The sequence below is a fragment of the Amycolatopsis thailandensis genome (assembly GCF_042723255.1).
Taxonomy (GTDB): domain Bacteria; phylum Actinomycetota; class Actinomycetes; order Mycobacteriales; family Pseudonocardiaceae; genus Amycolatopsis; species Amycolatopsis thailandensis.
This window is the reverse complement of record NZ_JBHXJK010000013.1, coordinates 66,191-87,433: the sequence shown is the minus strand read 5'-3', so window position 1 is coordinate 87,433 and position 21,243 is coordinate 66,191. Positions and strand designations below refer to the sequence as shown.

The 21,243-nt window shown below is 70.2% G+C and carries 17 protein-coding genes; 5 read left to right on the top strand and 12 right to left on the bottom strand.

The window, feature by feature from the left end:
- Positions 1-56: 56 nt before the first annotated feature.
- Positions 57-929, top strand: a complete 873-nt coding sequence (locus ACFWMR_RS07900; RefSeq protein ID WP_378377848.1) for an NAD(P)-dependent oxidoreductase — start codon at positions 57-59, stop codon at positions 927-929.
- Between the two features lie 80 nt (positions 930-1,009).
- On the opposite strand, the gene ACFWMR_RS07895 is transcribed toward ACFWMR_RS07900, so the two are convergent.
- From ACFWMR_RS07895 to ACFWMR_RS07855, 9 genes are all read right to left on the bottom strand, one after another.
- Positions 1,010-1,972: an LLM class flavin-dependent oxidoreductase gene (locus tag ACFWMR_RS07895; protein ID WP_378377847.1), complete on the bottom strand. Its 963-nt coding sequence runs from the start codon at positions 1,970-1,972 to the stop codon at positions 1,010-1,012.
- Positions 1,973-1,988: 16 nt separating this feature from the next.
- Entirely contained in the window at positions 1,989-3,911 is a 1,923-nt protein-coding gene (locus ACFWMR_RS07890) for a GTP-binding protein (protein ID WP_378377846.1), read from the bottom strand.
- Positions 3,912-4,117: 206 nt separating this feature from the next.
- The gene (locus tag ACFWMR_RS07885) at positions 4,118-5,560 is read right to left on the bottom strand and encodes a glycoside hydrolase family 3 protein (protein ID WP_378377845.1); all 1,443 of its coding nucleotides are present in this window, start codon (positions 5,558-5,560) and stop codon (positions 4,118-4,120) included.
- Between the two features lie 3 nt (positions 5,561-5,563).
- Positions 5,564-6,394, bottom strand: a complete 831-nt coding sequence (locus tag ACFWMR_RS07880) for a carbohydrate ABC transporter permease (protein WP_093932371.1) — start codon at positions 6,392-6,394, stop codon at positions 5,564-5,566.
- Positions 6,391-7,377 (bottom strand): carbohydrate ABC transporter permease, encoded by a 987-nt coding sequence (locus tag ACFWMR_RS07875; protein ID WP_378377844.1) that lies wholly within the window; start codon positions 7,375-7,377, stop codon positions 6,391-6,393. The genes ACFWMR_RS07880 and ACFWMR_RS07875 overlap by 4 nt, the downstream gene beginning before the upstream one ends.
- Positions 7,374-8,666 (bottom strand): extracellular solute-binding protein, encoded by a 1,293-nt coding sequence (locus tag ACFWMR_RS07870; protein WP_093932373.1) that lies wholly within the window; start codon positions 8,664-8,666, stop codon positions 7,374-7,376. Before ACFWMR_RS07870 ends, ACFWMR_RS07875 begins: the two co-directional genes overlap by 4 nt.
- 299 nt (positions 8,667-8,965) lie before the next feature.
- Positions 8,966-9,376: a DoxX family protein gene (locus ACFWMR_RS07865; protein WP_378377843.1), complete on the bottom strand. Its 411-nt coding sequence runs from the start codon at positions 9,374-9,376 to the stop codon at positions 8,966-8,968.
- A gap of 62 nt (positions 9,377-9,438) precedes the next feature.
- Positions 9,439-11,490, bottom strand: coding sequence for a hypothetical protein (locus tag ACFWMR_RS07860; RefSeq protein ID WP_378377842.1), 2,052 nt, complete (start codon positions 11,488-11,490; stop codon positions 9,439-9,441).
- Positions 11,491-11,568: 78 nt separating this feature from the next.
- Entirely contained in the window at positions 11,569-12,366 is a 798-nt protein-coding gene (locus ACFWMR_RS07855) for a thioesterase family protein (protein WP_093932376.1), read from the bottom strand.
- Between the two features lie 58 nt (positions 12,367-12,424).
- Between ACFWMR_RS07855 and ACFWMR_RS07850 the strand changes: the two genes are divergently transcribed.
- Entirely contained in the window at positions 12,425-13,120 is a 696-nt protein-coding gene (locus ACFWMR_RS07850) for a TetR/AcrR family transcriptional regulator (protein ID WP_378377841.1), read from the top strand.
- 9 nt (positions 13,121-13,129) lie between these two features.
- Positions 13,130-14,335 (top strand): PP2C family protein-serine/threonine phosphatase, encoded by a 1,206-nt coding sequence (locus tag ACFWMR_RS07845; RefSeq protein WP_378377840.1) that lies wholly within the window; start codon positions 13,130-13,132, stop codon positions 14,333-14,335.
- A gap of 1 nt (position 14,336) precedes the next feature.
- Here ACFWMR_RS07845 and ACFWMR_RS07840 read toward each other — a convergent pair whose 3' ends face one another.
- Positions 14,337-14,699 (bottom strand): YdeI/OmpD-associated family protein, encoded by a 363-nt coding sequence (locus ACFWMR_RS07840; protein WP_378377839.1) that lies wholly within the window; start codon positions 14,697-14,699, stop codon positions 14,337-14,339.
- Between the two features lie 90 nt (positions 14,700-14,789).
- Here ACFWMR_RS07840 and ACFWMR_RS07835 point away from each other — a divergent pair, with 90 nt between their 5' ends.
- On the top strand, positions 14,790-15,149 hold the full coding sequence (locus tag ACFWMR_RS07835) for an arsenate reductase family protein (protein ID WP_378377838.1): 360 nt from the start codon (positions 14,790-14,792) through the stop codon (positions 15,147-15,149).
- Positions 15,150-15,671: 522 nt separating this feature from the next.
- Here the strand turns inward: ACFWMR_RS07835 and ACFWMR_RS07830 are convergent.
- On the bottom strand, positions 15,672-18,722 hold the full coding sequence (locus ACFWMR_RS07830) for an AfsR/SARP family transcriptional regulator (RefSeq protein ID WP_378377837.1): 3,051 nt from the start codon (positions 18,720-18,722) through the stop codon (positions 15,672-15,674).
- Positions 18,723-18,808: 86 nt separating this feature from the next.
- Entirely contained in the window at positions 18,809-20,170 is a 1,362-nt protein-coding gene (gene pdxR / locus ACFWMR_RS07825; protein ID WP_378377836.1) for a MocR-like pyridoxine biosynthesis transcription factor PdxR, read from the bottom strand.
- Between the two features lie 47 nt (positions 20,171-20,217).
- Here pdxR and ACFWMR_RS07820 point away from each other — a divergent pair, with 47 nt between their 5' ends.
- Positions 20,218-21,222: an aldo/keto reductase gene (locus ACFWMR_RS07820; RefSeq protein ID WP_378377835.1), complete on the top strand. Its 1,005-nt coding sequence runs from the start codon at positions 20,218-20,220 to the stop codon at positions 21,220-21,222.
- Positions 21,223-21,243 lie beyond the last annotated feature (21 nt).

The window sequence follows — 21,243 nt, the reverse complement described above, 5'->3', positions numbered from 1 at the left end:
GGCGGGATCGTCGCAAGGTAGGCACTGCCGCCCGGCCGTGCCGCACAGTGGACGCCATGGACATCTCGCGAGTCGGCTTCGCCGGGCTGGGCAGTATGGGTGAGCCGATGGCACTGAACCTGGCGCGTGCCGGGATCCCGTTGCTCGTGTGGAATCGCACCCCGGGTAAAGCGGACTGGGTGGCCGAGGCTGTCGAAGACGTGGCCGACCTCTTCGCACGGTGCGAAGTCGTGATCCTGATGCTCAAGGACGCGGCCGCCGTCGACGCCGTCCTCGGCCGCGGCGGTCCCGCGTTCGCCGGGCGGGTGGAAGGCCGCACGATCGTCCACATGGGAACGACGGCGCCGGATCATTCCCGCGCGCTGGAGACCGAGCTCCTCGCGGCCGGGGCCAAGTACGTGGAGGCGCCGGTCTCCGGTTCGCGGGTCCCCGCGGAGGCGGGGGAACTGGTCGCCATGCTCGCCGGTGACCCCGGCACGATCGACGAGGTCCGGAAGCTGTTCGAGCCGCTGTGCCGGGAAACCGTGGACTGCGGGCCGGTGCCCAACGGGCTCCTGATGAAGCTCGCGGTCAACGTGCACCTGACCGGGGTCGTGACGAGCCTGGCCGAGACCGTGCACTTCGCCCGCGGCCACGGGCTCGACCTCGGCCTCCTCGCCGGGGTGCTCGGTGCGGGACAGCTGGCCAGCCCGATCCTGCGGGTCAAGGCTCTGAAGCTGGCCGAGGAGGATTTCGCGCCGCAGGCGTCGATCGCGAACGTCCTGGCCAACGTCGAGCTGATCGCGGCCGCGGCGGACGAAGCCGGACTCACCTTGCCGCTGCTTCAGGCGGCCCACGCCCTCTACGCCGAGACCGAGCAGCTCGGTCTCGGCGCGGAGGACATGGTCGCCGTCGTCAAAGCCCTCGAAGCCCGCGCGGAACTCGCGTGATCAGAGCCGTGACTCGCGTGTCTGAACCCGTGACTCGCGTGATTGGAGCCGTGACTCGCGCCCCGCCACTCACGAGGCCGCTAGCGCAGGGCGGCGGCGATCCGGCCGGCGGCCGCGAAAGACTCTTCCTCCGGCTCCCCGAGCAAGGGGAGCAGGATGACGGATTCGTTCCCGGCCGCGTACAGCGCGCGGATCTGCTCGACGCAGCGGTCGAGCGGGCCGCTGATGCTCAGCCTGTCGATCCACTCCGGTCGCAGGCGCCGTGCCAGCTCGGCCCGGTCGTCACCCGCGGCGGCGACCTCGGCCAGCAGTTCGGCACCGAAGTCCAGTGGCTCCAGCGCCGGGCCCGAGTTCGGTCCGATCGCGGACGCGACGTCGGACCGGGCGCGCTCGCGGGCCCGCTCGGGATCGTCGTCGAGGGCCAGCCAGTTGTAGGTGGCGATCGAGTGGGCCTCGACGCCGATGAGGTCCCGTGTCGCGCGGACGTACTCGGGCGTCGCCGGTTCCGCCAGCAGCGTCCCGTCGGCCACCCGGCCCGCCGCCGCGAGGGACTTCGGCCCGCGGACCCCGGCGATGAGCTTCGGCGGTACCGCGGGCGGGAACTCCAGTTCGACCTCGTCGAGCCGGACGTGCTTGCCCTCGAAGGAAACCCGCTCACCCGCCAGCAGCCGCCGGATGACCGTCAGTGTCTCCTCGAACGCGGCCAGCGCCGAGCGCGGCCACGCGTCGATCTGCCGCATCCAGCTCGGCACGCCGTGCCCGAATCCGACGATCAGGCGCCCCGGGTGCAGTTCCGCCAGCGCCGCGATCTCCATCGCCGCGATGGCCGGGTTCCTGGCCACGGCGGGCATGATGCCGATGCCGAGAGTGATCTTTTCGGTCGCCGCCAGCACCGTCGCCGCTGTGGCGATCCCGCCCGCGTAGAAGCAGTCCTCGACGATCCAGACCTCGTCGAGGCCTTCCTGTTCCGCGCGGCGGGCCAGACCGGTCAGCCGCGCGGCCGGCAGTTCGCGCGGGATCCTGACCCCGAGTCGTGAAACCATGAAGTTCTCCGTTCCTTCAAACGCGCCGAAGCACGCGTAACAGGTATTCCTTGCGATCCAACGGGTTGTGATCGGTCCTCGATCGCGACGGCACCGGGCCCCGGACGGGCCGGTAGCCGTGGAAGACCGTCTCCATCGCTCCTTCCCCTCGCGTCGCCGACGGCAGGAGCCGGTGCACCTCATGGGTTTTCGCCGCCGGGATCTCGCCGTCGAGCTCCGCCGTTTCGCCTCTCGTGAACGTCGTGCGCGGGACGGCGCGAGCTTGCGTCAGCAGCGCGGTGACCGGGCCGAGCGTGTCGGCCGGAGCCTGCAGGGTGAACCGGTGCAGCGGCTCGTGCACGGTCGTCCCGGCCTCTCGCAACGCGGCCATCAGCACCAGCGGCGTCAGGTCGCGGAAGTCGCCCGCGGTGCTGGACATGCTCTTGTCGAAGGTGCCGTGGGCATGGCTTTGCCTGGCGTAGTAACCGGAATGCGTCATCGTCACCACGCAGTCGAGCACCTCCCAGCCGTGGACGCCCTCGCGCAGCGTCTCCTTCACCGTGTCCTCGACGGCTTTGACGAAGGAGTACGGCATCGAGCCGAGCTCGACCTCCAGCCGGAACGAGATCCCGCTCCCCGCCTCGCCCGGCTCGACACGCAGTCCCACCGTCGCCAGGAAGGGATTGGGTTCCTTGCCGATGAGTTCGGCGGCGGACCCGGTTCCGGCGACATGCTCGACGCAGATCGTGGTCGTCTCGCTGAACGTGACGTCGACGCCGTACTCGTCCGCGAGCGTCGCCTGAATGACCTCCTTCTGCACCTCGCCGTACAGCGAAAGCGACGTCTCTTGCCGGACCTCGTCGTGCCGCAGACCGATCAGCGGGTCCTGTTCGGTGAGCCAGGTGAGCGCCTGGTGCAGTGGCCCGCGATCGGCCGGACGTACGGGGGTGACGACGGTTTCCAGCGTCGGCGGCGAGAACAGCGCCCGCGGCGCGTGGTCGGGCCGGATCCCGAGCACGTCACCGATCCGGACGTCGAGCCCCGACAGCTTCGCGATCCGCCCGGCTCCGGCCGATCCCGACGGCACGGCCGAGCCGTTGTCGAAGACGCTGATCGCGGTGATCTTGCCTTCGCCGTCGCCGAGCGGGACCTTGTCGCGGACGGCGACGCTGCCGGAGAACAGTCGTACGTAGGCGATCTTCTCGCCGCCCGGTGCGCGTTCGACCTTGAACACGGTGCCGGAAAGCGGTCCGCCGACGTCGTTTTCCTTGGCGGGCAACAGGTTCTCGATACCCTCGCGGAGGGCGTCGATACCGGCGCCGGTGATCGCCGAGCCGAAGTAGACCGGATGCACGAGCCCCTCGGCCACTTTGGCGGCGAGCTCGGTGTGGAGGCGCAACGGCGTGAACCCGCCGGGGTCGGTGAGGTATCCGGTCAGGAAGTCCTCGTCGAGTGCCGACAGCACGTCGATCACCCGATCGGGTTCCATCGGGTCCATCGCGATGGCCGACGGCGTGAGTTTCCCGGCTATCTCCCGGAAAACGCGGCCCGGGTCGGCGCCTCGACGGTCCAGTTTGTTCACGAACAGCAGGGTCGGGATTCCCAGCCGTCGCAGCGTCCGCATCAGCACACGGGTCTGTGCCTGGACGCCTTCGACCGCCGACAGCACCAGGACGGCGCCGTCGAGCACGCCGAGCGCGCGCTCGACCTCGGCGATGAAATCGGGGTGGCCGGGGGTGTCGATCAGGTTCACGGTGACGTCGCCGACGGCGAACGACACCACGGCCGCCTTGATGGTGATCCCGCGGGCGCGTTCCAGCGCCAGCGAGTCGGTCTGCGTGCTGCCGTCGTCGACGCTGCCCAGCTCGCCGATGATCCCGGCGGTGTGCAACAGCCGCTCGGTCAGGCTCGTCTTCCCGGCGTCAACATGCGCCAGAATCCCCAGATTGAGGGTCTTCACGAGGTGTCTTGTCCTTGAGGTAGGCGGAAATTACCCATGGGAAGGACGCAGACACCGGCAAGACGATCATCTCCTAGGTCCAGTCGACTACAGCACTCTCGCGTCGGTGCCGCAACCGAATTACCCCCGAACGCAATTCGTCCTCTGGATGCGGTAGTTGCGTGTGCAAGAACCGCATCCAGAGGACGAAATGCGAAAGGGGTCGGTCAGGCCAGGTATTCAGCCGCGGCGCGGAGGCTGACGTAGGACCCGCTGAACGTGTCGATCCGCGGGCCTTCGGTGGCGGGGCCGGGGGCGCCGGTCTCGACCCGGATGTAGTCCGCGCCCGACTCCCGCAGCCAGCTCAGGAACTCGCGGACCTCGGGGTGCCGATGCGCCTCACGCGTCACGACGACGAGGTCGCGCGCGCCCTGGGCGGCTTCGATCGCGGTCGCGATCCCGTCCGCGCCGACCTTGACCGCGCGGGTGCCGGGCACGAGCCCGGTCAGATGCGAGCCGAGCCCCCACGGCATCGGACCGGCCGCGATGATCGGCTCGGTCTCGATGTCGATCACCAGCGGCGGGCCGTCCAGCTTCGGCGTGCCCTGGATCCGCAGGGCCTTGCGCGCCGCCTCCAGACCGAGCCGGTGATCCACCGGCGAGATCGTCGACGGCACCGGCGGAGTGCCCAGCGCGGCGACCCGTTCGGACGCCTCCACCAGCCGCTCCAGCGGCAGTTCGCCGGACTCGACCGCGGCGGCGATGACCGCCGCGATCCGGTTCAGCTCGTCCTCTTCGAACGACACGCCGCCCAGGCACAGCGCGTCGGCGCCGGCGACCAGCGCCCGCACCGAGGCCCGGCCGACGCCCTCGGTCTTGCCGAGTTCGCCCGCGACGGCGCCCATGTCGAGCGCGTCGGTGATCACCGCGCCGGTGAAGCCGAGTTCACCGCGCAGGACGTCGGTGAGCGCCTTCGGGTTGAGCGTGGCGGGCAGATCGCCCCACGCGGGCACCACGAGGTGCCCGGTCATCACCGCGCGGACGCCCGCCGCGATCGCCGCCTTGAACGGGACGAGTTCGATCTCGTGCAGCTCCGCCTCGGTCCGGGGCAGCACCGGCAGCGCGTGGTGCGAATCGTCGGTCGCCGCCCCGTGCCCGGGGAAGTGCTTGGCCGACGCGGCCACGCCGTACTTCTGCATCCCGGTGATGTACGCCGCGACATGCGGCGACGCCTTCACCGGATCCGACCCGAACGCCCGGACCCCGATGGAGGGATCCTCCGCCGCCAGGGTCAGGTCCGCGCACGGGGCGAAGTTGATCGTCACCCCGCAGGCGGCCAGCCGTTCGCCGAGTGCCGCGGCGACCGAGGCCGTCAGCTCGACGTCGTCCGCCGCGCCGAGTGCGAGTGGCCCCGGGATGAACGAGCCGGTGGCGACGTCGAGCCGGGTGACGTCACCGCCCTCTTCGTCGATGCCGATGAGCACGCCGGGCCGTTCCGCCCGCAGCTGCGCGCTGAGCGCGGCCACCTGCTCGTCGTCGACCACGTTGCGGCCGAACAGGATCACGCCGCCGAGGCCGTCGGCCACCTTGCGGCGCAGCCAATCCGGAGCGGTGGTGCCGTCGAAGCCCGATACGAGAACGGATGCGGCGAGCTTTTCCGGTGAAGACAAGGATTACCCCTTCACTGCGCCTGCGGTCAGGTTGGACACGAGCTTGCGCTGAACGATGATGAAGAACACCAGCGCGGGCACGGCGTAGATGACCGACGCCGCCATGATCCCGCCCCAGTCCACGGAGAACGCCGTGCGGAACGAGGAAAGCCACACCGGCAGGGTCTGCCTGTTCTGGTCGCGCATGAACACGAACGCGAACAGGAACTCGTTCCACGCGGTGATGAAGCTGAACACCGAGGTGGTCACCAGGCCCGGCGCGAGCAGCGGCAGCGTCACCCGGCGGAAGGCACCCGCCCGGCTGCAGCCGTCGATCATCGCGGCCTCTTCGAGGTCGTACGGGATGCCGTTGACGAAGCCGTAGAGCATCCAGCACGTGAAGGGCAGCGTCGCCGCGAAGTACACCAGCAGCAGCGAAGGCAGCTGGTTGAGCAGCCCGGCGTCGCGCATGAGCAGGTACATCGGGATCAGCAGCGCCTCGAACGGCGCGAGCTGGGCGACCAGCACCAGCATCAGGAAGCCCTTGCGCCCGCGAAACCGCATCCGGGACAGGGGGACCGCCGCCAGCACACCCGCGACGAGCGAACACAGCACCGCGCCGAGCGTGACGATCAGGCTGTTCATGAGGTACGTGGTGAACCCGGGCTTCGTCAGCGCCGTGACGAAGTTGTCGAGCGTCGCCGCGGACGGGATCAGGTCGTAGTCCGGGGACAGGACCTGGCCCGGCGTCTTCAGCGAGGACGTGACCATCCAGTACGTCGGGAAGACGAACAGGAGAGCCACGATCACGCCGAACGCGCCGAGGCCGATCCGCTGGGTCAGGGACTTCTTCATGACAGGTCGGCCTCCTTCGAGCGCACCAGCAGCTGGACGTACCGGGCGGTGAGCAGGATCAGCACGAGCATCATCAGCAGGGCGGCGGTCGCCGCCAGGCCGAAGTGGTTGCCCGCGAGGCCCTTGAGGTACATGTAGACCGGCAGTGTCGTGCTGGCGCCGTCCGGCCCGCCCTGGCGGATCGCCCACACCTGGGCGAACAACTTGAAGTCCCACAGCACCGACAGGAACGTCACCATGGTCAGGATCGGCCGGATCGCCGGCCAGCTGACCGCCCAGAACGCCTGCCAGGCGTTCGCGCCGTCGATGCCCGCGGCCTCGTACTGCTCCTTCGGGACGCCGAGGAGCCCGGCGTAGAGCGTGAACGCCACGAACGGCACGGCCTGCCAGACGACCAGCAGGCCGATCACGGTCAGCGTGCTCGGGCCGGTGGCGAACCAGGAGTGTCCGATGAAGCTCTCGAAACCGAGCTTCGCGAGCGTCTTGTTCAGGATCCCGTACTGCTGGTCGAAGATCCACTGGAAGACCGTGGTCGTCGCGAGCACCGGGGTCGCCCACGCGAGGATCAGCGCGACCTGCAGGACCACCCGGACCACCGGGTTCAGGTGCCGCATCAGGAGCGCCATGAACAGCGCGAGCAGCAGGGTGGTGATCACGACCGCGGCGGTGAACACCAGCGTGCGGACCGTGATCTCCCAGAATTCGGAGTCGGACAGGATCTCGGAGAAGTTCTGGAACCCGACCCACACCATCTCCCCGGAGACCAGCTCACGCAGGTCGAGCTTCCGGAGACTGATCCCGATCAGCTGCATCGTCGGCCAGCCCAGCAGGACCAGGATCGCGACCAGCGCGGGAAGGATCAACAGGTACGGCGCCGTCCGCTCGCCGATGCGGAGGCGCCGATTGGACTTCGGGGGTTTGATGCGCGGCGATGCCGGCGGGGTGGCCCCCGCCGGCATCGTCACATCTTTGGTCGTGGTCATCCGCCGATGAGCTTGTCGAGCGCTGCGTTGGCGTCGGCGGTCGCCTGGTCGAGCGTCTTCGTTCCGGTCAGGTAAGCGGTCAGCATGTCCTTGATCGGGTTCTGACCGGACTCGACGTCACCCCACTTGGGGCTGGTCGGGACGGCACGGCCGTTCTTGGAAGCCTCGGCCATGACCTTGGTGAGCGGGTTCGCGTCGAGCGCGGACACGTCGGTCGAGGTACCGGGTACGTAACCGGCCTTGGCCAGCTCGGTCTGGTACTTCGGGGTGGAGAACAGCTTGACGTAGTCCTTGGCCGCGGCCGCGTTCTTGCTGTTGGCCGGGATGACCAGGTTCGAGCCGCCGAGGAAGACCGGGGCCGACTTGTCGGCGGACTTGCCCGGGATCGGGAACGCGCCCGACTTCTCCTTGATCGACGGGTCGGTCTTCGCGGCGGTGTCGGCCTCACCCGGGACGCCGATCATCATCGCGACCTTGCCCGCGCCGTAGATGCCGGCCTGCTGCGGGGTGGCCTCGTCGGCGTCCTTCGGGGCCTTGGTGCCCGAGGCGTCGGTGAGCTGCTTGTAGAACTCGAGCCCGGCCTTCGCCTGCGCGGAGTCCAGGGTCGCCTTGAAGGACTTCCCGTTGGCCTGCGCGATGTCGCCGCCCTCGTCCCAGATGAACGACAGCAGCTCGTACCAGTTCTGGCCCGGCTGGTAGAGGGCCTGGAACTCGGGGTCGCTGCCGAACTTGGCCTTGAGCTTGGTGATCGCGTCGAGCCACTCCGCGCGCGTCTTCGGCGTCGCGGTGATGCCGGCCTGCTCGAACATGTCCTTGCGGTAGATGACCTCACGGTTGGCCGCGTAGAACGGGACGCCGTAGGTCTTGCCGTCGTACTCGCCCGAAGCCTTGAGGCCCTGGAGCCACTGCGCGCCGTTGAAGTCACCCACGCTCGAGGTGAGGTCGGCGAGCACGCCCTGGTTCGCGAACGCGGGGGTCTGGGTGTTGCCCAGCTCGATCACGTCCGGCGGGTTGTCGCTGGCCAGCGCGGTGGTCAGCTTCTGCTGGATGCCGTTCCACTGCTGGATCTCGTACTTGACCTTGACGCCGGGGTGTGCGTCTTCGAATTCCTTGTGGAGCGAGTTCGTCAGCGATTCCGGGGCGGTCCCGGTCATGAGCCAGACCGTGAGCGAGCCGTTCGACGCCGGAGCGCTCGAATTCGTGCTGTCGCCACTACCGGAACCGGCGCAGCCCGCCGTCGCGAGGGTGATGGCGGCGGCGCCCGCAGCCATCTTGAGCCAGCGCTTCACTCGTGCCGTCCTTTCGATGCCCGGCCACTGTGCCGGGCTCCCACAAAATGGTGTAGACCAATGTCGGCAGCGTGGTACGTACCACTCCGACTGTCAAGCGGGTGGCCGGTTCGTTGTAAACGAGCCGCAATCTTTCACCTTGTGTGAGCGCATGATCACGCTGATGATCGGATTTCGAGCGTGTCGACAAGGGCTCGCGAGGCGCGCTGACATGCGGTTTTTCGTTGACTGTCCCGGTGGTCGGTGCATTCGGCCGGTCGCCGTTGCTCCGTTCAGTGGAACACCGGGCTCGCGTTCGCCTAGCGGTAGTCCTCGTCGTCTTCGGGAGGCTCGATGCCGAAGAGCGCACGGGTCTGATCCTGGAGGAACCACGCCAGCGTCGCGGTGATGATCAGCAGGACCAGCGGGAGGACCGGGCCGCCGTCGGTGAGGATGAACAGCTCGGTGACGCTCGCGCCCACCATGATGCCCGCCAGCAGCAGCGCAGACGGCCCGCCGAAGCGGGGGACGAGCAGCCCGATCGCGCCGCCGACCTCCAGGACACCGGTGACGTACCGCAGCCACTGTCCGAGGCCGATCTCGGCGAAGGTCTGCTCCGTGTGGCCGCCCGCGAACAGCAGGTAGCCGCTGTAGAGGAACTCGGCGGCGAGCACGGCACGCACGATCCACAGCGCGATCGAGCCGAGGGGCAGGCTGGGTCGTCCGGGCATGCCGGAATTCTTTCTCCGGGTGGGCTGGGCTGGCAAGGCCGCGTCCAGAGGACTAAATGCGCCTAGTGTTCGCCGAGGAGTATCTGTTCGAGCAAGAGGTCGACGTCCCGGGCGGACTCGGCCTCGCCTATCCGGTGGAACGTTTCGGCGGCGCGGAGCGCGCGGCGGGCGGCTTCCCGGACACGGCCCGCCGCGCTGAGCACGTGGGCGGCGACGTGGTCCAGCTGCGCGTTGAGGTGCTCCCTGGCGGGCGCTGTTTCGGTTTCGACGGCGTGCACGGCGGATTCCGCGGCGTCGAGCGCGGTCAGCGCCGCGTCGAGGTCGCCGGACCGCAAGCGCGATAGCGTCGCGGCGTTGCGGCAGGTGGCGGCCACGTAGCCGCCGCCGATCGCCACGGCCGCGTCGGCCGCCTGCGCGTAGAAGTCGGCCGCGTTCGCGCCGTAGCCGAGCAGGTCCAGTTGTTCGGCGGCGGCCATGCTCACCGAGATGTAGGAGTGCCCGGTGTCGCCCGACTCCGCGAGGATTTCGGCGAGGACGGCGTATTCGTTGAAGGCACGCGAAGATTCGCCGAGCGCGCGGTAGGTGTCGGCGTACATCCACCGGCAGCGGTGGCCCCAGTCCGGCAAGCCGCCGAGCAGGTCGATGGTGTGGGGCGCGACGTCGAGCACTTCGTCGTAGCGGCCGGCGCCGTGCAGCGCGGTGACGAGGACGTACCAGTGTTCCGCGTTGTCCTTGCCTTTCGACGCGGCGACCCCGAGCGAGGCGTAGGCGTCGTCGACGGCTTCGGCGAACCGTCCGGTGCCGATCAGGGACAGCGCCCGAAGCTGGCGGAGATGCCCGCGCAACCGTTCCGGGCCGCCCACGGGCAGCGTCGCCAGCAGGTGCTCCACGAAGACGTCCAGTTCGTCGAGCGATCCTGTGCGCTCATAAGCGATCCGGACCTGTTCGACGGCTTCGACGGCTTTCTCGCCGACGTTCCCGACGATGAAGGCGTCCGTCGCGGCCTGCGCGAGTTCCAGCGTGGTCGCCGGATCCTCGCCGTCGCCGTTCCGCAGCGACGCCTCCAGGCACAGAAGAGTGCCGTGCAGCAAGGGATCGCCCGCCTCGCGAGCGCGTTCCGCCCCACGCCGCAGCGCCTCGTACGCCTCGGGAGTGCGGCCCTGGCCGGAAAGAACGTGCGCCAGCCAGTACTCGCCCCAGCAGGCGGCTCGATCGTCGGTCCCGGCGCGCAACCGTGCCGCGGCCACCGTCGTCAGCGCCACGCCGGTCTCGGCCTGATCGTCGAAAACGAGCCACAAACCGAGCCAGCATTGGTTGAGAAGAAACCGGATCTCGTCGCCCTGGCGCCGGAAGCCGGCGGCCGCGCGCCGCAGCCGCTCCTCGGTGTCACCGCCTTGGAAGAAGATCGCGCGCAGTTCGGCCAGCCGCGGGGCGATGTCGTCCGACACGATGTCGATCGCGGCGAGGCACGCCCGCGCCTCCTCGGGCTCGCACCGGTGATTGTGGATTTCGGCGCGGGTGACGAGTTCCTCCGCCGACAGGCCCGGCGGGGGCAGGATCGGGACCCGGGGCAGCGCGGAAGGCAGGAGCGGGACGAATTCCGCGACCGGTTTCGCGGCCATCTTCCGCTCGGCGTGCGCGGTGAAATAGCCGGTCGGATCACCCTCGTCGAGTTCCTCGGCTTCGACGAACGCCGCCGCCCGCATCCGCCGGTGCAGCAGGTCGAGGGTGAGGCCGTCGTAGGGACCGTTGAGAACGAACTGGATCTCGCCGTATCCGGTTTCCGTCAACCGCCGGGTGAGCAGTGCCGCCGAGGCGAAGAACTCCAGCCTGCCGACGGCTTCCGCGTGGTCACCGACACCGTCCAAAAGCGACAGAAGATCGAGACCGGTGTGCTCGTTGCCGGTGAGCGCGCAGAACTCCAGGCGCAAGGCGTGGTCGCCGTACTCCAGCGGGGCCCCGGAAGAGGCCCTGGTCACCCATCGATAGGTCGACGCGGCCTCGGCGTGCTTGCCCGCGGCCGCCAGTGGCACCAGGGTCCGGCAGAGCCTGCTGATCTCGGCCCCGTCCCCGTCGGAGCCCTCCGCGTCCGCGCGGCGTGGTTCCACTTCCATGGTCCTGCCCCCAGAACGATGACGTCGACGCCGGATCTTAACTCCCGGAGTTCTGTCATGGCCCCGCTTTCGGGGGGATCAGGGCACGCGGACGGCGGCGATCTGGGTGGCTTGCCCGATCAACCTGTTCTTTTCGTCCCAAAGCTCGGCGACCTCGTCCATCCGGTCGCCGCCGATCTCGCCCGCGCGCATCCGCACCCGCACCGGTCCCGGCGCCGGGATACCGCGCAGGTACGCGGTGAACTGGATGGTCGGCGCCCAGCCCGCGATGCCGAGGTCGTAGGAGATCGGCGGCACCGGGTCGAGCGCCACGAGCAGGCTCGCCGGGTCCCAATCGGTACCGTCGGCGAGCCGCAGCCAGGACGAGATGACGCCTTTCCGGGACGGCTGTCCCACCGCGAAGCCCGCCGCGGCCGGGTCGATGCGCTGCTCGACGACGTCCATCAGGCCGATCCGGAAGCCGCCACCGCCGTCGGCGGGCACGGGCAGGCAGTCCTGTTCCGGTGGGATCTCGACGGGGTCCACTCCGGACCACCAGGCGTCGTCGTCCGTCAGGACGCCCTGGGTGATCAGGGCTTCGGTGCAGGGCGCGCCGTTCTGGCTCAGCCGCGCGCGCAGCTGGGTGAGGCCGCGGCCTTCGCGCAGCACCTCGACCTCGACGACCGCGGGACCGGGCTCCGGCGCCACCGAGAACGAACCGCTGATCGCGGTCAGGTGCGGATGCGTGGAGACCTCGGCGGCGGCCTTGGCGAGCACGGCGAGCAGATAGCCGCCGTGCAGCTTCGGCCCGATCGTCCACTGTGGATCGAGCTCGGTGTCGAACACCGGGCCGTCGCCCCGGCGGACCAGGGCGGTCGCGGTCTGGAAGTGCGCCATACCTCAAGCTGACATCGTCAAGTTGACGGTGTCAAGTCAATGCTGGCAGCATCACGGCATGGGCGCGAAGCGGACGAAAGCGCGGCCGGGCGAGGGAGAGAAGCTCCGGGGCGAGATCCTGCGCGCCGCCGACGACCTGCTCGGCGAAGCGGGGACCGACGAGGCGCTGACCTTGCGCGCCGTCGCACGGCGGACAGGTGTTTCCACGCCGTCGGTTTACGCGCACTTCCCGAGCCGTGACGCCTTGCTGGAAGCGGTCTGCCTGCGGGTCTGGGACGAGCTCGCGCACCGGATGCGCGAGCACGCCGCCGAGGTCTCCGATCCCATGCGCGCGCTCAGCCGCTGCGCCCGGGTGTACGCCCGGTTCGCCCTGGACCATCCGGTGCAGTACCGGGTCCTGCTGATGCGCCCGTCCGGCGGCTCGTCGCCCGGCGCGGTCGCCTGTTTCCGGCATCTCGCCGACGCGACCGCCGCGTGCGTGCGGGCCGGGATCCTGCGCGGCGAACCGGAAAGCCTCGCGATGGGACTCTGGTCGGCGATGCACGGCTGCGTGAGCCTGCTGATCGCCCAGCCGGGGTTCGACTGGCCGGAAGAACCGGAAGCGCTGATCGACACCGTCATCCGGATGGCGGGGCTCGGGACGGCGCTCGCCTGCCGGGTCCCGCGCGAGGCGATTCCGCCGAGTGCCGAACTCGCGGCCGATCTCGACAGGCTGGCGACGACCTGGACGATGGGGGCCGAGGGGCCTCGTTAGGCTTTGCGCATGCCCGAGACCCCGACAGCCGAGGACCGGCTCCAGGTGCTCGAAGCTCTCACCGACGCGGCCCTGGGACACCTCGACCAGGACAAGGTGATGGCCACGATCCTCGCGCGCGTGCGCGAGTTGCTCGGAGTCGACACCGCCACGGTGCTCCGTCACGACCAGGCGGCCCGGCAATTGCAGGCGATCGCCGCCTCCGGGATCGAGGAAGAGGTCTACCAGGACGTCCGGGTGGCCATCGGGGCCGGTTTCGCGGGGCGGGTGGCCGCCCAGCGGCGTCCGGTGATCATCGACCACGTGGACGAGACCACCGTGGTCAACTCGCTCCTCTGGGAACGCGGGCTGCGCACGCTGCTCGGTGTGCCGATGCTCGCGGGGGACGAGCTGGTCGGCGTGCTGCACGTCGGCTCGCTGACGTCGCGCGAATTCTCCGAGAGCGACGTCGAACTGCTGAAGCTGGTGGCCGCACGGCTCGCGCTGGCCGTGCAGATCGACCTTTCCACCACCGACCGCGCGGCAGCGGCGGCGTTGCAGCGAAGCCTGCTGCCGGGGCGGCTGCCCGCCGTCGCCGGGATGGAGTTCTCCGCGCGCTACGTGCCGGGTACCGAACCCGGGGTAGGCGGCGACTGGTACGACCTGTTCCCTCTTCCGGGCGACCGTCTCGGCATGGTGATGGGTGACGTCGCCGGGCACGGCCTCAACGCCGCCGTGATCATGGGACGGCTGCGCAGCGCGCTTCGCGCCTACGCGCTCGAAACGGAAGACCCCGCGGAAGTACTGTCCAAACTGGATCGGAAGGTCCAGCATTTCGAGCCGGGAGCGCTGGCCACCGTGGTTTATGGGCTGGTGCCGGCCTCGGGGGACAGGGTGGCGATCTCCCTGGCCGGGCACCTGCCGCCGGTGCTCGCGGCGCCCGGTCTGCCGTCGGCGTTCGTCGACGTCCCGGTGGATCCGCCCATCGGGGTGACCGGGCCGCGACGGCGAACGACGGACGTCGAACTGCCGCCCGGCGGTGTGCTCGCCTTCTACACCGACGGTCTCGTGGAGCGCCGGGATCACCTGATCGACGTCGGTCTGCGGCGGCTCACCGACGTGGTCACCCCCGATCAGCCCGGCGTGGTGTGCGCGCGGGTGATGGCCGCGCTCGTCGGTGCGACCCCGGCGCAGGACGACATCGCCCTCCTCGTGGCGCGGCGGGACCCGGCCTGAGTCACCCGACCGGGTTCCAGCGACCCTTCTCCTTGGCCAGATCGATCGCCGCCTGACCGCGTTCGGTCATCAGTCCTTCGGCGATCAGGCGGGCTGCCCGCTCGCGATTGAGCCCGCTCCACGTACTCCGCGGGCGGCGCGGGGTGAACCGCAGCCGGGAGCTGGTGGCGTCGTTCTTGCGATGCAGCCCGTCGATCCAGCCGAAGCACAGAGCCTGTTCCATCGCCTCGTGGATGCGGACGCTGGGGATCCCGCTGTTCTTGTGCCGGATGATCAGCCAGACCTCCTTTTCGGAGTCGGCGTGCTCGGCCAGCCACGCGCGCCACTCGGCGGGGGTGGCGGCGGCGAAGGTGGGCTCGTCCATGACCGGGTTCCTTCCGTCGTAACGTCTGTGACCATCATCGGAAGCAAAGTGCTCATCGAGTGAGCACTTTTCGAAGGGAGGTGGTCCCGGATGGAGATCTGGGTGAACCCGGCGTGCGCCAAGTGCCGGTCCGCGGTGTCGATGCTCGACGAGGCAGGGGCCGAGTACACCGTGCGGAAGTACCTCGAGGACCCGCCGACCGCGAGGGAACTGAAGGCCGTCCTCAAGCGGCTCGGCCTCGAACCGTGGGACATCACCCGCACCGCCGAGCCGATCGCGAAGGAACTCGAACTGAAGACCTGGGGGCGCACGCCCGCCGACCGCGACCGGTGGATCGAGGCCCTGGCCACGCATCCGAAGCTGATCCAGCGGCCGATCATCACCGCCGACGACGGCACGACCGTGGTCGGGCGGACCCCGGAGGCCGTGCAGGCGGTACTGCCCGGCTGAGTGTCTCAGGTGTGGTGAGGCCGGTTGTTCGGGGAGCTGACGCACGGGGACGTTTCGCGACGATTGAGTGCCTGATTTATGCCCTTATGGGCTGTCACTCAAAGTGCCCAACAGGCGTTCCGGCGGCAAGAGTGTCTCTTGTGGACGGGCGAGGGCGCGATCGGCTTCGCGACGCTGGGTGCTGCCGGAGCGCATCGCGCCCCGAGTGTCCACATGGGACGTTTGGCGACGATTGAGCGTCCGATTCATGCCCATATGGGCTTTTCGGTGGGGGGTCGTGAGTGATAAAGAGGGTTAGAACGCTCCTTATCACTCACGACCCCTTCGCAAAGTCACGCAAAGTGCCCAAAACGGGCATTCCGGCTGGTAAGAGTGTCCCTTGTGGACGGTCGAGGTCGCGATCGGCTCACGCGGACAGTTCAGGTCGAGCCGCGAAAGCCGATCGCGCCATATTCGCCTTGCCTCTCAGTAACCCGAACCGCCACTCACGACCACCCCGCTGCCGCAATGGCCGGGTGAGCCTCACGTGAGCAGCAGCACCAGTGCCCGCGCCCGCGCCTCGGGCAGCCGCCGTCCCCGTTTCGAAGCGAGCCGCACCGCCTGATCGGCCAGTCCCCTCGCCGCTTCCGGCTCGCCCAGGTCCAGCCGGGCGTGGGCGACTTCGGTGAGGGCGTCCGCCTCCAGCAGGAGCTGACCGTTCTCGCGGAGCGTGGCCAACGCCTTTTCGGCGTACTCCAACGCTTTCGCGGGATCGCCGAGACTCCGGTGCGCGAACGCGAGGCCGATCCGGGCGGAGCCCTGTCCGTAGCCGAGGCCGATCTCCGTGAACACCCGCAACGCCTCGTGCAGACCCGCGATCGCTTCCGTGTGCTCGCCCCGCCGGTTTCGGACCGTCGCGATGATCTCGGCGGCCGCCGCCTCGCCGCGCCGGTCGCCGATCTGCACGGAGCGGGCGTGGCATTCGCTCGCCAGTGTCATCGCGACGTCGAGACGGCCCGCGTCGCAGTGGGTTTCGGCGAGGCAGTTCAGGGTCGCGGTCTCCCCGAAGCCGAGCCCGGCCTCGCGGGTGTAGGCGAGCACCTGCTCGTGGTCCGCGATGGCCTCGTCGAACCGGCCCAGCGCCCACAGCGCGATCCCGCGTCCGTTGAGGGCGTGGAAGGCGGCCTCGCGCTGACCGGTTTCCCTGGCCAGCCGCAGTGACCGGTCGTGCCAGCCGACCGCCGTCCTCGGCCTGCCGGAGAAGGTGTGGATGACGCCGATGCAGTTCAGCGCCAGCGTTTCCGCCCCGGTGTTGCCCGCCCGGCGGCTGACCGCCAGCGCCTGGCCGTGGAAGTGCAGCGCCTGCCTGGCCTTGCCCTGCTGACTGGACGCGCGGCCGAGGTTGCGCAACGCGTCGGTCTCCGCGTCGAGGTCCTCCAGTTCCCGTGCGGCCGCGAGCGCCTCCTGGAAGTGCTCGATCGCCGGACCGTAATCGCTGAGGTTGTGCGACATCTGCCCGAGGACGTCGAGCAGGGACAGCCGTGCCCGCACGTTGCCCGTCTCGGTCGCCGACCGCAGCGCGGCCGTGCAGGTCGCGACAGCCTCACGGGCGTGTCCGCTCGCCTGGAGGTAGCCGCGCAGGACGTCGATCAGCCGCCACGCGGCGGGCTGGAACGCCGGATCGGTGGTGGCGCGGGCGATCGTGTCGACCAGGTTGTCCCGTTCGGTGTCCAGCCAGCGCAACGCGGTGTGTTCGTCGAAGACCGGCGAGGCGGCGCCGGCGTACAGCACGCGGGTGGCCGCGGCCGCTGTCTCCACATAGGACTCGATCAGCCGGGACAACGCCGTCAGCGCGGCTTCCTGCGGGTCTTCGGCGTGCCCGCGTTCGGCGGCGTACTCCCGGATGAGGTCGTGGAACTGGTAGCGGCCGGGCGCGGTCCGTTGCAGCAGGTTCGCCGCGGCCAGCCGGTCGAGCGCGCGGCCGGTCGCCACTCGCGAAGCCCCGGCGACAGCGGCCGCCGCGGGCGCGCCGAAGTCCGGACCCGGTGCGCGGCCGAGCATCCGGAACAACAGGCGGTCCGGTTCGGACAGCCGCAGATAGGACTGATCGAAGGCGACCCGCACGGCCGACGACGAGTCGCCGTCGATGGCCAGCTCCTCCAGCCGACCCGAACGGGTCAGCTCGGCGGCGTACTCGGCGATGCCACGGCCGGTGTCGGCGGCGAGGTTCGCTCCGGCGATCCGCAGCGCCAGTGGCAGATGCGCGCAGGCCGCGGCGAGGGCGCCGACCGCTTCGGGCTCGGCGGCCGTGCGCGCGGGCCCGAGCAGTTCGGCGAGCACGGCACGGGATTCGTCCTCGGCGAGCACACCGAGCGGCAGGTGCACGGCGCCCGGATTGACCGCGAGCCCGCGCAGGTCGTTGCGGCTGGTGATCAGCACGGCGCAGCCGGGCCGCCCGGGCAGCAGCGGCCGGACCTGGTCGACGTGCACCGCGTTGTCCAGCAGCAGCAACATCTTCTTGTCCGCCAGCACGCTGCGGAACAGGGCCGCCTGGTCGGCGGGTTCGGCCGGGATCCGGTCCCGGTGCACGCCGAGCGCGCCGAGGAACCGGGTCAGCGCGGCCGACGGGTCGAGCGGCGGACCGGCGGCGTAGCCCTGAAGGTTCACGTACAGCTGGCCGTCCGGGAAGTACGGCCGGAACCGGTGGGCGACGTGCACCGCGAACGCTGTCTTCCCGACTCCCGGCGGCCCGGAGATCACGAAGTTGCGCCCGGTCGCGGTCAGCCGCAGGCCGGCGAGTTCGGCGATCGGATCCGCGCGGCCGACGAACCGGTGGACGTCGGGCGGCAGCTGGCTGATCGTCTCCCTCGGGGGATCGGCGCCCTCGTCGAGGATCGCGGCGTGGACGCGCCGCAACCGCGGACCGGGCTCGATCCCCAGTTCGTCGGCGAACATCCGGCGCATCGAGCGGTAGGTCTCCAGCGCGTCGGCGCGGCGCCCGGATCGGTCGAGCGCGGTGATGAGCTGCGCCCAGAACGTCTCCTGCCACGGATGTTCCTTGGTGAGCGTGATCAGCTCGGAGACCAGTTCGCGGTGCCCGCCCGCGTCGAGCCCGGCCTCGATCCAGTGCTCCAGCGTGCGGAGGCGGTCTTCGTCGAGCTGCGCGGCTTCGTCACGCCGCAGGGATTCCGACGGGACGTCGCAGAGGGCCGGACCACGCCAGCACTCCAGCGCCTCGGCCAGCAGCGCGAGTTCCTCGGCGGAATCACCCGCCTTGCCCGCTTCCCGGCCCGCGTCGGCCAGCCGCCGGTAGCGGAGGAGGTCCAGCTGCTCAGGCTCCAGGCGGATCAGGTAACCGTCCGGGCGGGTTTCGATCAGCCCGTCGCCGAGCATCCGGCGCAGCCGCAGCGCGTAGACCTGCGTGCTCTTGCGGGCGGTGGACGGCTGGTCCTCGCCCCACAGCCGGTCCGCGAGCCGGTCCAGCGAGACCGTCGTGTTGGCCCGCACCAGCAGCGCCGCGAGCAGGACCCGCAGTTTGGGCCCGGCGACCGCCACCGGCTTCCCGTCGCAGGTCACCTCGAGCGGGCCGAGCACACCGAAACCGAAGCGGGGAATACGCGCTCACCTCCCAGTGCGCCAGATTACTGCTGTTGCCCGGTTGAAACCGGCACCTGTCACGATCACCCCCGCGAGGCCTCCCCGATGGCCTCGATCAGCAGGCGGGCGGCGGTGCCGACGGATCCGTCGGCGAGGTTGCCGTAACCGAGGACGATCCCGGGTGTCCTGGGGGTCGCGCGGTAGTCGTCGAGATCGGCCACGCGCAATCCTTTGACCGCCGCCCGCCGCACCACCTCGGCCGCCCGGACACCGGGCAGGTCGAGCACGAGGTGCAGACCGGCCGCGATCCCGGACACCGGCAGCGGGCCGAGTGCGCCGACCAGCGCGTCGCGCCGCGCCCGGTAGCGACGCCGGGCCGCGCGCAGATGCCGGTCGTAGGAGCCGTGTTCGAGGAAGGCCGCGAACGCCAGCTGCTCCAGCGCGGGCGGCGTCGGCGAGGGATCGACCAGGTCGGTCCACTGTGGAGGCAGGGCGTACCAGCCGAGGCCGAGCGCGGGGCTGAGCGTCTTGCTGACCGACCCGAGCAGCACGACCCGCGCCGGATCCATCCCCTGCACGGTCCCGACCGGGCGCCGGTCGTAGCGGAACTCGGCGTCGTAGTCGTCCTCGACGATCACGCCGTCGACGTCGCGCGCCCAGCTCAGCAGCCCGGCGCGACGGGCGGGGGAGAGGACGGTGCCGGTGGGGAACTGGTGGGCCGGGGTCACGAGGACGGCACGGGCGCCCGCCGGGATCTCGTCGACGCGCAGGCCGTCTTCGTCGACCGGGACACCGACGACTTCGAGCCCGGCACGGGTCGCGACCCGGCGCAGCGTCAGCCAGCCGGGTTCCTCGGCCGCGATACGGGTGATCCCGGCGGCGCGCAGCGCGCGGCACACGCGGCCGAATCCGTCGGTGACGCCCGACGAGATCCGCACGTCTTCGACGACGGCTCCCCGGCAGCGGCGGAGGTGGTCGGCCAGCACCGCGCGCAGCCGCGGATGCCCGCCGGGAACGGGGTAGCCGAACTCGCCGTGCGGCGCGTTCGCGAGGACTTCGCGGACCGCCTCCGCCCAGCGTTGCCGGGGGAAGTGGCGCAGATCGGGCAGGCCGGGCGCGAGGTCGATCTCCGGTGGGGTGGCTTTGCGCGGGAGGGCTTTCGCCGGTCCGGTGCTCGACGTCGACCAGCGCACGACGGTCGCCGAGCCGGTGCGCGCGGCGAGGTAGCCCTCCGCGATCAGCTGCTCGTACGCCTGCGTGATCACCCAGCGGGAGAAGCCCAGATCCGCCGCGAGGGTGCGGCTGGGCGGCAGCGCGGCGCCGGAGCCGAGCGTGCCTTCGCGGATCACCGTGCGCAGAGCCCTGGTGAGCCGCTCGTGCCGCGGCCCCGGTCCGGAGAGGTCCAGGAGCACGTCCCAAGCCAGATTGGTCTGGGATTTCGTCATGTGAATGGACTGTAGTACCGGACCGATCCGGCCGTATGGTCCAGACCATGGAAAAGGTGGAGCTCGGCCGGACCGGCCGGAAAGTCAGCCAGGTCTCGCTCGGGTGCATGACGATGGGCACCGCCACCGACGAGCGGACCTCGGCGCGGATCCTGGACGCGTACCTCGACGACGGCGGCGACTTCCTCGACACCGCGAACTGCTACTCGTGGTGGGTGCCCGGCGCGGCGGGCGGGGAGAGCGAGGAGCTGCTCGGGAAACTGCTGAAAGGCAGGCGGGACAAGGTCTTCCTCGCGACGAAGGGATCGGCGGCGGTCGCCGACGCCGAAAGCGCGCGCAAGGGCTACCACGAGGACGGCACCGCGGACTGGGACTACATCGGACGGCATTTCGAGGGCGCCGGCGGCGACGTGATCCGGCGCGGCGTCGACGAAAGCCTGCGGCGGCTCGGGACCGACCACATCGACCTCTACTACATCCACGTCGATGACCGGGCGACCCCGCTGGAGGAGACGCTGTCCGCGCTCGACGAGAGCGTCCGGGCGGGGAAGATCCGGCACATCGGCTGGAGCAACGTCCGCTCCTGGCGGCTGGAACAGGTCCGCTCGCTCGCGGAGCGGAACGGGTGGGCGTCGCCGGTGGCCGTCCAGCTGCAGCACTCGTACCTGCGGCCGGTGGCCGATTCGGCGTCGCTGGCCACCGGGGACATGCTCGACTTCCTGCGGGGCAACGAAGACATCGCGCTCGCCGCCTACTCGTCGATCCTGCGCGGGATCTACGACGACTCCGCGCGGCGGCTCGCGCATCCGGTCTGGCAGACCTACGCCGGGGCGGACGGCGAGGCACGGATGGCCGCCGTCGACGCCGTGGCGCGGGAGGCGGGGGCGACCGGGAACCAGGTCGCGCTGGCGTGGCTGCTGCGGCAGACGTCGCCACGGGTGCTGCCGCTGATCGGGCCGCGGACGTGGGAGCACTACGAGGCGATCCGGCCCGCCTTCACGCTGGAGCTGGACGCGTCGCAACTGGCGGTGCTGGACGGCGCGGGGGCCTGATCCCTGTCGCGTTTAGTCCTC

Bases quoted from the DNA above. Each gene is read 5' to 3' on its own strand.
- ACFWMR_RS07835 (WP_378377838.1), top strand. From the start codon at position 14,790: ATGGAGATCTGGGTGAACCCGGCGTGCGCCAAGTGCCGGTCCGCGGTG.
- ACFWMR_RS07900 (WP_378377848.1), top strand. From the start codon at position 57: ATGGACATCTCGCGAGTCGGCTTCGCCGGGCTGGGCAGTATGGGTGAG.
- ACFWMR_RS07880 (WP_093932371.1), bottom strand. From the start codon at position 6,394: ATGAAGAAGTCCCTGACCCAGCGGATCGGCCTCGGCGCGTTCGGCGTG.
- ACFWMR_RS07845 (WP_378377840.1), top strand. From the start codon at position 13,130: ATGCCCGAGACCCCGACAGCCGAGGACCGGCTCCAGGTGCTCGAAGCT.
- ACFWMR_RS07850 (WP_378377841.1), top strand. From the start codon at position 12,425: ATGGGCGCGAAGCGGACGAAAGCGCGGCCGGGCGAGGGAGAGAAGCTC.
- ACFWMR_RS07855 (WP_093932376.1), bottom strand. From the start codon at position 12,366: ATGGCGCACTTCCAGACCGCGACCGCCCTGGTCCGCCGGGGCGACGGC.
- ACFWMR_RS07840 (WP_378377839.1), bottom strand. From the start codon at position 14,699: ATGGACGAGCCCACCTTCGCCGCCGCCACCCCCGCCGAGTGGCGCGCG.
- ACFWMR_RS07895 (WP_378377847.1), bottom strand. From the start codon at position 1,972: ATGGTTTCACGACTCGGGGTCAGGATCCCGCGCGAACTGCCGGCCGCG.
- ACFWMR_RS07875 (WP_378377844.1), bottom strand. From the start codon at position 7,377: ATGACCACGACCAAAGATGTGACGATGCCGGCGGGGGCCACCCCGCCG.
- ACFWMR_RS07860 (WP_378377842.1), bottom strand. From the start codon at position 11,490: ATGGAAGTGGAACCACGCCGCGCGGACGCGGAGGGCTCCGACGGGGAC.
- ACFWMR_RS07820 (WP_378377835.1), top strand. From the start codon at position 20,218: ATGGAAAAGGTGGAGCTCGGCCGGACCGGCCGGAAAGTCAGCCAGGTC.
- pdxR (WP_378377836.1), bottom strand. From the start codon at position 20,170: ATGACGAAATCCCAGACCAATCTGGCTTGGGACGTGCTCCTGGACCTC.
- ACFWMR_RS07865 (WP_378377843.1), bottom strand. From the start codon at position 9,376: ATGCCCGGACGACCCAGCCTGCCCCTCGGCTCGATCGCGCTGTGGATC.